At 64.6% G+C, this 12,646-nt stretch carries 15 protein-coding genes and 1 pseudogene; 5 read left to right on the forward strand and 11 right to left on the reverse strand.

The window, feature by feature from the left end; translation table 11 throughout:
- Window position 1: 1 nt before the first annotated feature.
- From modB to ACVW16_RS20095, 6 genes and pseudogenes are all read right to left on the reverse strand, one after another.
- Complete coding sequence (gene modB, locus ACVW16_RS20070) at window positions 2–697, reverse strand: molybdate ABC transporter permease subunit (protein WP_456700872.1); 696 nt, start codon at window positions 695–697, stop codon at window positions 2–4.
- Window positions 698–702: 5 nt separating this feature from the next.
- Entirely contained in the window at window positions 703–1,488 is a 786-nt protein-coding gene (gene modA / locus ACVW16_RS20075; RefSeq protein WP_456700873.1) for a molybdate ABC transporter substrate-binding protein, read from the reverse strand.
- 186 nt (window positions 1,489–1,674) lie between these two features.
- On the reverse strand, window positions 1,675–2,190 hold the full coding sequence (locus ACVW16_RS20080; RefSeq protein WP_456736556.1) for a hypothetical protein: 516 nt from the start codon (window positions 2,188–2,190) through the stop codon (window positions 1,675–1,677).
- Window positions 2,191–2,403: 213 nt separating this feature from the next.
- The gene (gene mepA / locus ACVW16_RS20085; protein ID WP_456700875.1) at window positions 2,404–3,348 is read right to left on the reverse strand and encodes a penicillin-insensitive murein endopeptidase; all 945 of its coding nucleotides are present in this window, start codon (window positions 3,346–3,348) and stop codon (window positions 2,404–2,406) included.
- 165 nt (window positions 3,349–3,513) lie between these two features.
- Window positions 3,514–4,668 (reverse strand): acyl-CoA dehydrogenase family protein, encoded by a 1,155-nt coding sequence (locus tag ACVW16_RS20090; protein ID WP_456736555.1) that lies wholly within the window; start codon window positions 4,666–4,668, stop codon window positions 3,514–3,516.
- Between the two features lie 112 nt (window positions 4,669–4,780).
- Window positions 4,781–4,918 (reverse strand): annotated as a pseudogene (locus tag ACVW16_RS20095) (glycerol-3-phosphate acyltransferase); the annotation flags it as partial.
- A 139-nt stretch (window positions 4,919–5,057) separates the two neighbouring features.
- Here ACVW16_RS20095 and ACVW16_RS20100 point away from each other — a divergent pair.
- Entirely contained in the window at window positions 5,058–5,474 is a 417-nt protein-coding gene (locus ACVW16_RS20100; RefSeq protein WP_456736554.1) for an SRPBCC family protein, read from the forward strand.
- Window positions 5,475–5,744: 270 nt separating this feature from the next.
- Here ACVW16_RS20100 and ACVW16_RS20105 read toward each other — a convergent pair whose 3' ends face one another.
- The 3 genes from ACVW16_RS20105 to ACVW16_RS20115 all read right to left on the reverse strand — a co-directional run bounded on the left by ACVW16_RS20105 (window position 5,745) and on the right by ACVW16_RS20115 (window position 7,499).
- Window positions 5,745–6,134, reverse strand: coding sequence for a carboxymuconolactone decarboxylase family protein (locus ACVW16_RS20105; protein ID WP_456700878.1), 390 nt, complete (start codon window positions 6,132–6,134; stop codon window positions 5,745–5,747).
- Window positions 6,135–6,324: 190 nt separating this feature from the next.
- Complete coding sequence (locus ACVW16_RS20110; protein WP_456700879.1) at window positions 6,325–7,182, reverse strand: L,D-transpeptidase; 858 nt, start codon at window positions 7,180–7,182, stop codon at window positions 6,325–6,327.
- Between the two features lie 107 nt (window positions 7,183–7,289).
- Window positions 7,290–7,499 carry a hypothetical protein gene (locus ACVW16_RS20115; protein ID WP_456700880.1) on the reverse strand — a complete coding sequence of 70 codons (210 nt, stop codon included), beginning with the start codon at window positions 7,497–7,499 and terminating at the stop codon, window positions 7,290–7,292.
- A gap of 181 nt (window positions 7,500–7,680) precedes the next feature.
- On the opposite strand from ACVW16_RS20115, the gene ACVW16_RS20120 reads away from it, so the two are divergent.
- The gene (locus tag ACVW16_RS20120) at window positions 7,681–8,370 is read left to right on the forward strand and encodes an aspartate/glutamate racemase family protein (protein ID WP_456736553.1); all 690 of its coding nucleotides are present in this window, start codon (window positions 7,681–7,683) and stop codon (window positions 8,368–8,370) included.
- A 161-nt stretch (window positions 8,371–8,531) separates the two neighbouring features.
- Here ACVW16_RS20120 and ACVW16_RS20125 read toward each other — a convergent pair whose 3' ends face one another.
- Window positions 8,532–8,756 (reverse strand): hypothetical protein, encoded by a 225-nt coding sequence (locus ACVW16_RS20125; RefSeq protein ID WP_456736552.1) that lies wholly within the window; start codon window positions 8,754–8,756, stop codon window positions 8,532–8,534.
- 437 nt (window positions 8,757–9,193) lie between these two features.
- On the opposite strand from ACVW16_RS20125, the gene ACVW16_RS20130 reads away from it, so the two are divergent.
- From ACVW16_RS20130 to ACVW16_RS20140, 3 genes are read left to right on the forward strand one after another with little or no spacing between them, the layout of a single operon-like run.
- Complete coding sequence (locus tag ACVW16_RS20130; RefSeq protein WP_456736551.1) at window positions 9,194–10,279, forward strand: cytochrome-c peroxidase; 1,086 nt, start codon at window positions 9,194–9,196, stop codon at window positions 10,277–10,279.
- A 24-nt stretch (window positions 10,280–10,303) separates the two neighbouring features.
- The gene (locus tag ACVW16_RS20135; RefSeq protein WP_456736550.1) at window positions 10,304–10,624 is read left to right on the forward strand and encodes a plastocyanin/azurin family copper-binding protein; all 321 of its coding nucleotides are present in this window, start codon (window positions 10,304–10,306) and stop codon (window positions 10,622–10,624) included.
- Window positions 10,625–10,651: 27 nt separating this feature from the next.
- Complete coding sequence (locus tag ACVW16_RS20140; protein ID WP_456700885.1) at window positions 10,652–12,310, forward strand: methyl-accepting chemotaxis protein; 1,659 nt, start codon at window positions 10,652–10,654, stop codon at window positions 12,308–12,310.
- 95 nt (window positions 12,311–12,405) lie between these two features.
- On the opposite strand, the gene ACVW16_RS20145 is transcribed toward ACVW16_RS20140, so the two are convergent.
- A complete protein-coding gene (locus tag ACVW16_RS20145; RefSeq protein ID WP_456736548.1) occupies window positions 12,406–12,642 on the reverse strand; it encodes a hypothetical protein in 237 nt (78 codons plus the stop codon).
- Window positions 12,643–12,646 lie beyond the last annotated feature (4 nt).

The raw sequence follows: 12,646 nt of genomic DNA on the forward strand, positions 1-12,646 counted from the left end.
GTCAATTTCCGTGCAGGCGCGCCGTGGCGCGGCGAGCGAACCATTCGGCGGCGATGAGCGCACCGAGTGCGAGCACAACGGAGACGATCACGAGCCGCCCCGCGGCGGCGTCGCCATCAGGTGTCTGGATCAACGAATAGATCGCGGACGAGATCGTCTGGGTCTCGCCGGGGATGTTGGAGACGAAGGTGATGGTGGCGCCGAACTCGCCGATCGCCTTGGCAAAGCCCAGCACCATGCCGGCGAGCACGCCCGGCAGCGCCAGCGGCAACGTCACCGTGAAGAACACCTTGGAAGGCGCGGCGCCAAGCGTCTCGGCGGCCTGCTCCAGCCTGCGGTCGATCGCCTCGATCGACAGCCGCATCGGCCGCACCAGCAGCGGAAACGACATCACGCCGCAGGCGAGCGCCGCGCCGGTCCAGCGGAAGGCGAAGACGATGCCCAGATGATCGGCGAGAAAGCCACCGACGAGGCCGCGGCGGCCGAAGGTGAGAAGCAGCAGATAGCCCGTGACGACGGGCGGCAGCACCAGAGGCAGATGCACGACGGCATCCAACACCGACTTGCCCCAAAAATCCCTTCGGGCAAGCAGCCACGCCAGCGCGATGCCGAACGGCGTTGCCACCAGCGTCGCGATGATTGCGACCCTGAGCGAGAGCAGGATCGCCGTCCATTCGGCGGGAGAGATGTCGAGCACGAAAATCAGGTGGTCGGGCTGATCAAAAATTTGAAGCCGTACTTTTCCAGAATGGCCTTCGCTGTCGAGGTGCGCAGGAAGGCGAGATAATCGCTGGTCTCGCGCTTCGCCGTCGTGGTCGCCGCGACGGGATAGATGATCGCGGGATGCGAATCCGCCGGGAAGGTGCCGACGATCTTCACGCCGGGCTCGACCTTGGCATCGGTGGAATAGACGATGCCGAGATTGGCTTCGCCGCGCGCGACCAGGGTCAGAGCGGCACGCACGCTCTCGGCCATGGCGAATTTCGGCTCGGCGGCCTGCCAGGCGCCGAGCTTGTCGAGTGCCGCCTTGGCATATTTCCCAACCGGGACCGACTTCACGTCGCCGGTGGCGATCTTGCCGTCGCCGGCAAGCTTGGCGAGGTCGAAGCCTTGCGCGATCGTGACGTTGTCGATCCCGGAATCCTTCGGCGCGATCAGCACGATGCTGTTGCCGAGCAGGTTGACTCTGGAAGGTGCGTCGATGGTCTTCCTGGAAACCGCGTAGTCCATCCAGTCGGTGTCGGCGGAGACGAACACGTCGGCCGGTGCGCCCTGCTCGATCTGTTTTGCCAGAACCGAGCTCGCGGCATAGCTCGCCGTGATCTTGACGCCTGTTTTGGCGGTGTAGGCGGCATCGACCTCGTCGAGTGCGTTCTTCATGGACGCCGCGGCGAAAACCGTGATGGTCCTGTCCTCGGCGCCGGCCGGCGAGAGGGTCGTGCCTGCGAGCATCACGAAGGCAGTGAACAGTCCGGCGAGTCGATACATGGATGGCGCTCCGTGCGAGGGCCGCGCGCGCAAATGTACGCGCAAATCTGGCGTTGGGTGAGTTCAGGTCGCGATGACGGAAGCGCCGTTCCGGGTCTCCCCGCAACGGCTTACGGCCGGCGGAGATATCGCAGCTGCGAAGATAGCAGGCTGAGCCCTCGGGTCAAAGGCGACCGTTTGTCTAATTTATTGCGCGGGCAGGATCGAAATCGACATCGAACTGTCCTTGGCGCCGCTGACCTGAAGCACGAACGGCTTGTCCGAGAGCTGGTATTTCATGGTCTTGCGGATGCCGTCACAGTCGGTGGCGCCGCTGAAGGCGACAGGCTTGAGGAATTGTCCGTCCTGGACCAGATCGACCCAGGCGCCCGAGGACAGGCTGATCGTGTAGAGCCCGGGCTTCGCGGTCTTGACGCTGGTGAAGCCGGCAAAGGTGCCGTCCTTCGGCGCCCGCTCCGGCGGCGAGGGCAGCTTGGCCTCGGCAGGCGCGACCAGGTCCAGCGTGATGGCCGATGACGGCAGCGCGGCCTGCTCGGCCCCCGAGGCCAGCTTGGCACGGTCAGGCGCGGTCAGTGCGGCCCGGTCGCGCTCGATCGGCCATTTGAACTTGTCGCAGCCGCTGGGCTCTTCCGCGGCGAAGGCGGAGGTCGCGCTGATCGAGAGCCCGGCAAGGACGGCAAGGACGCGGATGTCAAGTCTCATCGTTGGCCGCGCCTGGGCGCGGTCCTGTAGCAATCAGGTTTCGTTGGCGAACGGGATGCGCATCCCGGAATGAGGCGGGCTTACGGCCACGCGACGGGGTGATCCTAGCGCAGTCGAGGCAACGGACCAACTCTCCAGTTCGTCATCCCGGATCTGCGCTTACGCTTGTCCGGGACGACGGCTGCGTGGCGACAGCCCACCCATCCACGTGCGTTAAGGCTTCGCATCGGGCGCGTGCAGCACGGCTTTGCAGGCCGCCGGCATCTGAGCCAGCGTCATCGGCGGCTTCGGTTTGGGCGGCTCCGGCGGCGGCTTCGGGTGCAGCACGCCCTCGCTGAACCAGTAGGCGAAATCAGAGGGCTTGCAGCCTTCGTCCTCGGATTGCGACGGCTGGCCCTGGCAATCGCTGGCGCCTGCCGGGCAGCGCATGCGGATGTGGAAATGATAGTCATGGCCCCACCAGGGCCGGATCTTCGATAGCCAGGAGCGGTCGCCCTTGGCCTCGCGGCACAGCGCCTTCTTGATCGCGGGATTGACGAAGATGCGCTGCACCGCCGGCTCCTGCGCGGCGTCGCGCAGCACCAGCACGTGGGCAGGCGTGAAGACCCGGGGATCGACGTCGAGCCGGTCTTCGCGCACCATCATCACCGCCGACATCTCCTCGCGCTCCTCCCGCGAGAGGCGATGGTCCGGCATCGGCGTCAGCCAGATATCGGCATCCAGCCCGATCTGGTGGCTGGCATGGCCTGACAGCGCAGGGCCGCCGCGTGGCTGGCCGATATCGCCGACCAGGATGCCCGGCCAACCCGCGTCCTTGTGCGCCTTGGCGGCCAGGCGCTTGATCAGCGCGATCATGTCAGGGTGGCCCCAATTGCGGTTGCGCGACAGCCGCATCACCTGCCAGTTCTCGCCATTGAGCGGCATCTGCTGGGCGCCGCCGATGCAGCCCTTCACATAGGAGCCGATGACATGGGCCGGCCCCTTCGACGGCAGCAGTTTTCGTGCGAACAGCTCCTTGGCGCCGATCCTGGGATCATTGGGGTTGGCCAGCGGCGGCAACGGCTTTGGGTTCACGCTGCCCTTGTCCTGGGCCAGCGCGCCGCTGGCGGTCAGGAGCGTCATGACAAACAGGAGAGGGGCGATGCGGCGGGGACTCATGCGAACGCGATTATACCCCAATGCCATCTCAGGGTCACTGAACGATGCGGCGCTTCACCCGGCCGCGTTCCCGACCGGAGATCCTGACCTGATCGACCCGAAACCGTCGCGACATAATCCGTCGCCAGAACAGGTTGCGATCCCGACCGTTCGTGAACTCCGGCATCATCGGCTTTCCGCCAAAATCATCTTCCCGACATCCTCAAAATGGGTGTCGCGCGCCTGGATCTGCTGGGTGATGGCGTGCATGTCGCGAAACCGTCGCTCGAACGGATTGCTGCGGAAGACGGCGGTGGCTCCGGCCATGCGATAGGCGGTGTCGACCACGTCAGCCGATCGCTGGATGGTCCAGGTCGCGGCGAGCCTGATGGCGCTGCGATGGGCGGTGCCGAACGTGCCCGTTATTGAGAGGTCGCTCCACATCGCGTTCGCCGTCGCATAGAGATAGGCGCGGGCGGCGCGCAAATCGCCTTCGGTGCGGCCGATCAGGCCCTGGACCGCCCCGTTGTCGCGCATCGCGCTGGTCGCCAGCGACTGATGCTTGGCGCGCGCCAATGCGATCGCCGCATCCAGCGTCGCGCGCGCGACGCCGAGCGAGACCGCGGCAAAGCCGAGGCTGAAGGCCGAGCCGGTGGGAAGCCGGTAGAGCGGGCCCGGCTCGCGCAAGGCGCTCGGCACGTCGCGGAACACGGCGAAGCGATCGGGGATGAAGAGGTCTTTCACCTCGTAGGAATCGGTGCCGGTGCCGGCCAGCCCGATCGCCTGCCAGACGTCGTGCAGCACCGCACGCGCAAGCGGGAACAGGATGGTGCGCAGCTCCGGCGAACCATCGGCCGCCTTGCGCCCCGTGCCGTCGGCATTGACGATGCGGACATGCGCCCCGAGCCAGCTCGCCTGCCGCGAGCCCGAGGCAAAATCCCATCGCCCGGTGACGCGGTAGCCGCCCTCGACCGCGCGCGCCTCATGCGCCACCGCGCCCCAGGCGAGGATGCCGGGCGCGGTGTTGAAGATCTCGCGCGCGGTGTCGTGGTCGAGCGCGGCCGCGATCATCGCGCAGACGCTGCATTGGCCGAGACACCAGGCCGTGGACGCATCGGCCTTCGCGATCTCCTCCAGAATCTGCATGAAAATCTCCGGCGGCGCCTCTGATCCGCCCAGGCTCCGCGGCAGCAGCGCGCGATAGAGCCCGTTCCCGATCAGCGCGGCCACGACACCGGGCGTCAGCCGTCGCGTCCGCTCGATCTCGTCGGCCTCATCGGCAATCAGTGGCGCAATCGCCCGCGCACGTTCGACCAGGCCAAACCCCGGAGTTGCGTCCATGTCAGCCTTTCCTCGCCCATTCTGCCGTGAGCGGTAAGCGCGGCGATGGTGGGCCATTTCGCGGAAGCGATCAAGCGCGGCCAGGAGGCGACGAGGCAGGCTCCGCTGCGTGCACATTGGTGGCGCCGGTGGATCTGGAGCCGTGCTCACGGATGTCGATGCCTTCGAGCAGTTTGCCTGCGAGATAGCCCGTGGGGATCGAGCCGAGCAGATAGGCGATGATCAATCCAGCTGCGCCTGCGATCCACATTGACGGCGCGTCCTCATGTCGGCATGGACTGGTCTCGATCGTCCTTGGGTGGACATCTCCTCTGATGTGCGGTGGATGGTCCCCGCAGAGGTGAAGTGATGTCATCTCGATCCGTCGAAATCGAACTGGAGCAATACCCATGAGGATCACCGTCGAAACCAGCGTCGCCGCTCCCATCGATCAAGTCTGGCGAGCCTATACGACGCCCGCCGACATCGTGAAGTGGAACGCCGCGTCGGACGACTGGCACACGACCAAGGCAGCGGTCGATCTGCGCGAAGGCGGCGCCTTCTCGTCGCGCATGGAGGCCAAGGACGGCAGCATGGGCTTTGATTTCGCCGGCACCTACACGAAGATCATCGAGCACAAGCGGATCGAATATGCCTTCGGCGATCGCAAGGCCGAAGTCGACTTCGTCCCGGGCGCGAGCGGCGTCGTGGTCCGCGTCGTGTTCGATGGCGAGCAGACGTACTCGGTCGAGCAGCAGCAAGGCGGCTGGCAGGCGATCCTCGACAGTTTTGCGCGCTACGTGGAAGCGAAGCAGAAGAAGTCGTAAGGGCGCAGGGGAGGGGATGGGGCAAGAGCCGGCGGACTCACGACGGGCCGGGCACATGCCCGGTCTTTCGTAGTCGCGAGCCAATGAGCGGCCGTCTTGCTCCATCGCGGTCTACACTGCCGAATGTCGCCTAAACTTGCGATCCGAGGCCATTCACAGCGGCGATCATGGCAACGCCGATCCCGGCGGCGAAGAGGCTGTATTCAATGCGACACGGGAAGCTTTTGGACGAACGTGAAAAGGAGGCCGCCTTCACCTCGGCGGCCTCACTCATTTCAAAGTGAAGACCGAGTCGGCATCGCGGCCGCCGTCCGAGCCCTGCAGCATAGTGCTGTTGAAACGGACGAGCGCGGCGGTTGCAATGGCCTCCTTTATCTGAGCATCGGTCGCACCAGCGGCTTTTGCCAATTTGGTGTGACCGTAAACGCAATATGCACAAGGAATCTGTGCTGCCACGGCGAGGCCAATGAGGTGCTTCGTTTTTCCGTCCAAAGCTCCGTTGGGATTCATCACGGCCAGCTGTTCGTCCCAATGCGGCTTCAGTGCCTGCTCAGGAAGTGTCTGTTTCATCCATTCAGGGGTCTCCTGCGCGCTGACGCTTGGCTCCGTTGCCAAGGCCAACAACAGCGCAAGACCGGCACTCGCGAGTAGAGTTCTCATGACGGATCTCCCACTTGGTGGCACGGGCCCGGCAGTGCGTGACACCGCCCGAGCAAGAGAGTTCCTTATTACTAGCATTTGCCCCAAACTCACGCTGCACCGCGGGATTTTGGAGCGGTCGACGTCGGCTGTGGGTCTTCTGCGTCGGTCGGGCCAAGGGGCGGTCGGCTTCCGGGGGCAGAGGACCGGGCTACTGGACCTCGGCGATCCTCGGTCCGGATGACAGTATCTGCGCGTTGGTTGCCGCGGGACGGCTCGAGGGCGCGGCGGGGTCCGGCGATCGGGAGGCGGCGTCGGGCGCTCCCTGGGATGGGCGATGGGCCGCATTTGCCGGAAGCACGATCACTTTGGCCCCGACCTTCACCCGCTCATAGAGATCCGCGACGTCGTCGTTGGTCAGGCGGATGCAGCCCGACGAAACCCGCTTCCCGATCGTATCGGGCTTGTTGGTGCCGTGAATTCTATATTCGGTGTCGCCGAGATACATCGCCCGGGCGCCGAGCGGGTTGGTGGGACCGCCTGCCATGAAGCGCGGCAGATAAGGCTGACGCACGAGCATCTCTGCAGGCGGCCGCCAGTCCGGCCATTCCGTTTTACGGGCCACCGTCTGTTCGCCGGACCATGCGAAGCCTTCGCGGCCGACGCCGATGCCGTAGCGCATCGCTTGGGTGTCGTTCAGAACGAAATAAAGGAATGTGTTCTTGGTGTCGATGATCACGGTGCCCGGCGTCTGGTGACTGGCGTAGTCAACCACCTGCCGAACGAATGCGCCGGGACCGTCAGCGGCTTTGGGTGGTTCGACCAGCGGTGCCGGGGTCTGAACCGGAGCCGGAGCCGGAGCCGATGCGTGAACCGGAGTTGCCACGTAAACCGGAGATGATGATGCCTGGGCCTCGTGCACGGACGGCTTCCGGACCGGCTGAACGGTCGCCGGGCGAGACCACAAGCCATACCCCAAGGCGGCGACGGCCACGGCGCCAATCGCAACTCTCCCGGCCATCGGCAATGCGAGTGTCTCCGCCTTTCCACGTTTGGCCCGCTTGCCCATATCTTTCTCCGGATCACGATGACCGGAAGAGGTAGCCAGCAAATTTTAAGAAACCTCGAAGCGATCTCCGTTGAGGCCGGAACCGTTAAACATCGTTAACGCTGAACTCAGACCGATGCCTTGCGACCGATCAGGCCTAACACGATCATGACGAGACTGATGCCGCCGACGGCGCCCGAGACCTCTCCGACCGTGCGCATCAGTGCGACCGGATCATTGGACCACAGCGTCATGTCACGCATCGACAGGAAGAACAGCAGGGCCAGCACCAGCATCACCGTGCCCACCGCAATCAATCGCCAGTTTCGTCGTCGCATGCGAGATGCTCCCCCGTAATCGCCCATGGAGGGCGAGACCGTCCACTCTGCAGGAGATAGTGTCGCCCGGACCGGAACGGGTTCAACCCAGCAGATCGCAATCGAGGTGCCCTGTCGCGATGGCGGGCGACGGCGTCTTCGTCTACGATCCGGACAAATCCTGATTTCGAAAGGCGCGGCGATGCGTACCATCGGGCTGATCGGCGGCATGAGCTGGGAGAGCACTGCGCTCTACTACAAGCTCATCAACGAACGCGTCCGCGACCGCATGGGCAAGCTGCATTCGGCGCCGGTGCTGATGTATTCCTACGACTTTCAGGAGATCAAGGAGATGCAATATGCCGGCCGCTGGGCGGAGGCGGCGGCTGATCTGGCGAAGGTTGCGCAGCGCCTCGAAAACGCAGGCGCGCGCGCGATCGTGCTGTGCACGAACACGATGCACAAGCTGGCGCCCGAGATCATCTCCAAGCTGACGATCCCGTTCATCCACATCGGCGATGCGACCGCGCAGCGCATACGGGCGAAGGGATACCGGCGGGTCGGGCTGCTCGGCACCATCTTCACGATGGAGGAAGAGTTCTACATCGACCGGTTGCGCGCGCATGATCTCGACGTCCTGACTCCCGACGCGGACGCGCGGGCCGACGTGAACCGGATCATCTACGACGAGCTGTGCCTTGGCGTCGTGGCCGAGGCTTCGCGCCGCCGCTATCAGGATGTGATGGCCGCCCTGGTCGGGCGTGGCGCGGATTGCATCATCCTCGGCTGCACCGAGATCACGATGCTGGTCGGCGCTGCCGATACGTCGGTCGAGACATTCGATACCACGGCGATTCATGCGGAGACCGCGGCGGACTTTGCGATCGGGTGAGGATGACGCATCGGAGCGGCGCGCGATGGCTCAACCGCGCTGCCTGCGTCCGGACTCCGCAACGGCGCGAACAACCAACCTAATGCGCCGTTCGCGCGCCGCGGGCATCTCTCTGAAGCCCTCGATCGCAACGGGGCGGCGGACCGTCACCGCGTAGCGTGCTAACCCGGGGGCTTGCCGCGCTTCTTCGTGGTGATACGCAGCGCGATGCCGTGCTGCCAGGCCCGTATTCGGACGGCGGCCTCGGTACGCTTCAACAGCTTCGCGATCTCACCTGGTCGGATACCGGCGGCGGCCAGCTGCTTCAGCCTTTCGTGCTCCTCCGCCGTCCATTTCTTCAACAATGGGTAGCTGCTCTGCGAGGAGCCGTCGCGTGGACCGGACATCTCGCTCATCTAGACCGCAGGGAGACGGACGCTGTGCGTGGCCGCCACCGTGATCAGGCGGTGGCCGGTGTTGCCAGGAGTTCCCCAGCCGAATCGCTGCATGTTCTTCATCACGACAGCCTAGGGCGGCACACAGTCGCGCGTAGCTAACCTTTGTTAGGTGCTTCGGCTCGAACCGGAAGAAAATCGGAGCTGCAGATGACGTTCGGCCGGCATGCGTCGTCGCGTTTGTTCCCGAATTCGAACTTGCGCGCAACCCTCCGCTGCTGCCTGTTTTTCCCGCATCCCATGATTGCCGAATTACCGAAATCCGCGGGCGCATCGCGCCATCGGGAAAACATAACTTAACGGTTTGCCTCCAAATTAATCACGCGTTCCATTGTTTGATCGTCTCGAACTTTTGCCGGTGTCGCAAATGACATCGCTTTGGATGTTTCATGTCGATATCAGGCTCCTGTCGTTCGGCCGTCCTCGTTTGCGCGATCGCGGCGGCTGGACTTGGCGTTTTCAGTCTCGGCACAACGGGCCATGCCGCCGCCGTCGTCGGCGAGAGCCGCAAGGTCGAGGTCACCCAGAAGGCCCCGAGCAGTGTCGACGCGTTGAAGGCGCAATATCGGCGGCCGGCAACGATCCCGTTCCCCAAGGACAATCCCTACACGCCTGAGAAGGCGGCGCTGGGCAAGAAGCTCTATTTCGATACCCGCCTGTCGGTGACCTCGGCGCAGTCTTGCGCCAGTTGCCATAGCCCGGGCTTCGGCTGGGGAGACGGGCTCGCGGTCGGCGTCGGCCACGGCATGGCGAAGCTCGGCCGTCACTCGCCGACCATCGTCAACGCCGCATGGAGCGACATCTTCATGTGGGACGGACGCTTGCCGACGCTCGAAGATCAGGCGCTCGGCCCGATTCAGTCGTCCGGCGAGATGAACATGAAGCTCGACCAGTTGATGGAGCGCCTCGCAGCCATACGAGAGTACAAGCCGATGTTCGACGCGGCATTCCCCGGCGAAGCCATGACGAGCAGGACGCTCGCCCGGGCGATCGCCACCTATGAACGCACGGTCGTTTCCGAGCACGCGCCGTTCGATGCCTGGATCGAGGGCGACGAGAAGGCAATCTCCACCGAGGCCAAGCGCGGCTTCGAGCTGTTCAACGGCAAGGCGCAATGCGCCGCCTGCCACGAAGGGTGGAACTTCACCAACGAGGGCTTTCAGGACATCGGCCTGCCCAGCAAGGACGTCGGCCGCGGCGAATATCTGCCGGCCGTCATCAAGATGCAGCACGCCTTCAAGACGCCAGGCCTGCGCGAGATCAGCCGCCGCAGCCCCTATATGCATGACGGCTCGCTCGCCACACTCGAGCAGGTGATCGATCACTACGATCATGGCGGCGTCGATCGCCCGAGCCGTTCGGATCTGATGCGGCCGCTCGAGCTGACCGCCCAGGATAAGACCGATCTCGTCGCGTTTCTAAAAACGCTCTCCAGCGATCTCAGCCCGACCGCGGTGCCGGTCCTTCCCCGCTAGCCAGCGACATCAAAGGATAATCTCATGCGCACACTCGCTACGCTCACGGCCGTCATCATCTGCGGGTTTTCGGTCGGGGCTTACGCCGCCACCGAAGTGATTCACCAGCAAGGCCGCGCCTTCTCGTCCGAGAGCATCTCGGTCAGGAAAGGCGATGCGGTCACCTTCCTCAACGACGACACCGTGCCGCACAACATCATGTCGGCCAGCAAGGGCAACGAATTCAACCTGGGTTCGCAGGCGCCCGGCACCTCGACCGACGTCACCTTCAAGGAAGCCGGCGACGTGCAGGTGATCTGCGCCATTCATCCTCGCATGAAGATGATGGTCAAGGTGACGGACTAACAGGCCGCCAGGCACCGGAGTTTGATGATGTCGATACGTTACAAGATCTTCGGTGCCTTCAGCGTCGTCGTCCTGCTCGCCTGCGCGATTGCATTCTACGGCATTCGCACCATCGGCAATTCCGGCGACGCGGTGGTCAAAATGTACGACGGGCCGCTGATGGGCATCAACCATGCGCGTTCGGCGCACGCTGCGCTGCACGAGGCGCGGCTGGTGCTGCAGCGCAGCCTCGTCGCGGGCGCTTCGAGTGACATGGTCGGAAAATTCGAGAGCCTGGTCCACGGCAGCTTCGAGGATCTCGACGTGGTACGCGAGCGGGTGCCTTCGCCCGCCGTTGCAGCCGCACGCGAGAAGGTGGAGAGCGAGCTCAAGGCGTGGTCGACGGCCGCGCTGAAGCTGCTCAAGCCGTCGCCCGGCGGCGTGACCGAAATTCCGACGAGCTTCACGCTGGCCCAGCAGGAGAACAAGCTGATCGCGTCGATCGACGATCTCGTCGAACTGGTCGCCGCCTACGGCTACGAGTACCGCATTTCGGCGGAAGCAGCCGTGCAGCAGGCCCGCACCACCATGCTTTTCGTTGCACTGGCGACGGTCGCGATCGGATTGGCCATCGCGCTGGCGTTCTCCTATTCCATGAGCCGGCCGATCTCGGCGGCGGTGCGCGTCGCCGAACGCGTTGCCGCCGGTAATTTCGGCGACGACATCTCGGTGCGCCGCCGCGACGAGCTCGGGCGGCTGCTGAAATCGCTTGCCGTCATGCAGGCCAGCCTCAAGGCCCGCGCCGAGGAGGATCTCGCGTTGATCGCAGCCAAGGACGAGAGCGGTGCGGCGCAGGCCAGCCGCCGCCAGCGCCTGGAATCCGAAATCGATGCGTTCCGCTCCGCCTTCAGCGCGGTGCTGAGCAATACCGACCGCATGACCGGCGAGCTCACGGACACCGCGCAGAACCTCGCTTCCACCGCGCGCACGGCCGGAACGCAATCGACCGAGGCTGCGTCGACGGCGCAGGAGACCTCGGCCAACGTGCAGACGGTCGCCAGTGCCGCGAGCCAGCTCGGCGAGTCCGTGCAGGCGATCACCTCGCAACTTGCCGAAGCCACCACCATCGTGAACCGTGCCTCCGAAATGGCGGAGGCCGCCAGTCAGACCATTGGCAGGCTCGCGGCCTCGGCGCAGCAGATCGACGAGGTGGTCGGATTTATCAGGACCATCGCGGGACAGACCAATCTCCTCGCTCTCAACGCCACGATCGAAGCGGCGCGGGCCGGAGAAGCGGGTCGCGGCTTTGCCGTCGTCGCCTCGGAGGTGAAGGCTCTCGCGACCCAGACCGCGAAAGCGACCGAGGAGATTTCCTCGCAGATCGCGGAGGTACAATCAGCCACGCGCCAGGCCGTCGACAATGTCGGTGCGATTGCCCTGGTCATCGGCGACATCGACAGCTTCACGGGCCGAATCGCCGCCGCGGTCGGCCAGCAGAACGCCGCGACGGGCGAGATTTCCCGCAGCATCGGCCAGGCTGCTGACGGCACCGCGTTGGTTGCGCGCAGCATCGCGGGCACGGCTGAGGCAACCGATAATGCCAGCCGCTCGGCCGGGATGGTGCTCGCGACCGCGCACGACCTCTCCAGTCAGGCAACGCAGCTCCGCGCGTCCGTGGACCGCTTCCTCGCGAACGTGGCGGCCTGAGGCAGGCTCGTATTCGAGCGTGGGCTCATCCTTCGAGCCGCCCGCTCGCGATGGCGCTGCATTTTCGGCCAGACGTGAGGGTTTCCGCGCCGATACTAACCCACGACATAGGCTTTCAGCCGAATCACCTTCATGCTCCGGTGCATGCTGATGTCGATCCGCCGACCGTAACGGTCAGACCGCACCCCTCCTGCGACGATTGCAGGATGCCCGCGATATTCAGGACCGAGATTGCTCAGCCGCAGTTCAGGGCGCGAGCGGTGCGCCTCTACCGGTGCGGCAATTGCGCAAAGGTCATTGGGATGAGTGAGCCAAGGGACTTGCTCGTCCATTGAG

The organism is Bradyrhizobium sp. USDA 4474 (assembly GCF_054057515.1).

Bases quoted from the DNA above. Each gene is read 5' to 3' on its own strand.
- ACVW16_RS20100 (WP_456736554.1), top strand. From the start codon at position 5,058: ATGAGGATCACCGTCGAAACCAGCGTCGCCGCTCCCATCGATCAAGTC.
- ACVW16_RS20110 (WP_456700879.1), bottom strand. From the start codon at position 7,182: ATGGGCAAGCGGGCCAAACGTGGAAAGGCGGAGACACTCGCATTGCCG.
- ACVW16_RS20135 (WP_456736550.1), top strand. From the start codon at position 10,304: ATGCGCACACTCGCTACGCTCACGGCCGTCATCATCTGCGGGTTTTCG.
- ACVW16_RS20145 (WP_456736548.1), bottom strand. From the start codon at position 12,642: ATGGACGAGCAAGTCCCTTGGCTCACTCATCCCAATGACCTTTGCGCA.
- ACVW16_RS20090 (WP_456736555.1), bottom strand. From the start codon at position 4,668: ATGGACGCAACTCCGGGGTTTGGCCTGGTCGAACGTGCGCGGGCGATT.
- ACVW16_RS20120 (WP_456736553.1), top strand. From the start codon at position 7,681: ATGCGTACCATCGGGCTGATCGGCGGCATGAGCTGGGAGAGCACTGCG.
- ACVW16_RS20125 (WP_456736552.1), bottom strand. From the start codon at position 8,756: ATGTCCGGTCCACGCGACGGCTCCTCGCAGAGCAGCTACCCATTGTTG.
- mepA (WP_456700875.1), bottom strand. From the start codon at position 3,348: ATGAGTCCCCGCCGCATCGCCCCTCTCCTGTTTGTCATGACGCTCCTG.
- ACVW16_RS20105 (WP_456700878.1), bottom strand. From the start codon at position 6,134: ATGAGAACTCTACTCGCGAGTGCCGGTCTTGCGCTGTTGTTGGCCTTG.
- modA (WP_456700873.1), bottom strand. From the start codon at position 1,488: ATGTATCGACTCGCCGGACTGTTCACTGCCTTCGTGATGCTCGCAGGC.
- ACVW16_RS20140 (WP_456700885.1), top strand. From the start codon at position 10,652: ATGTCGATACGTTACAAGATCTTCGGTGCCTTCAGCGTCGTCGTCCTG.
- ACVW16_RS20115 (WP_456700880.1), bottom strand. From the start codon at position 7,499: ATGCGACGACGAAACTGGCGATTGATTGCGGTGGGCACGGTGATGCTG.
- ACVW16_RS20080 (WP_456736556.1), bottom strand. From the start codon at position 2,190: ATGAGACTTGACATCCGCGTCCTTGCCGTCCTTGCCGGGCTCTCGATC.
- ACVW16_RS20130 (WP_456736551.1), top strand. From the start codon at position 9,194: ATGTCGATATCAGGCTCCTGTCGTTCGGCCGTCCTCGTTTGCGCGATC.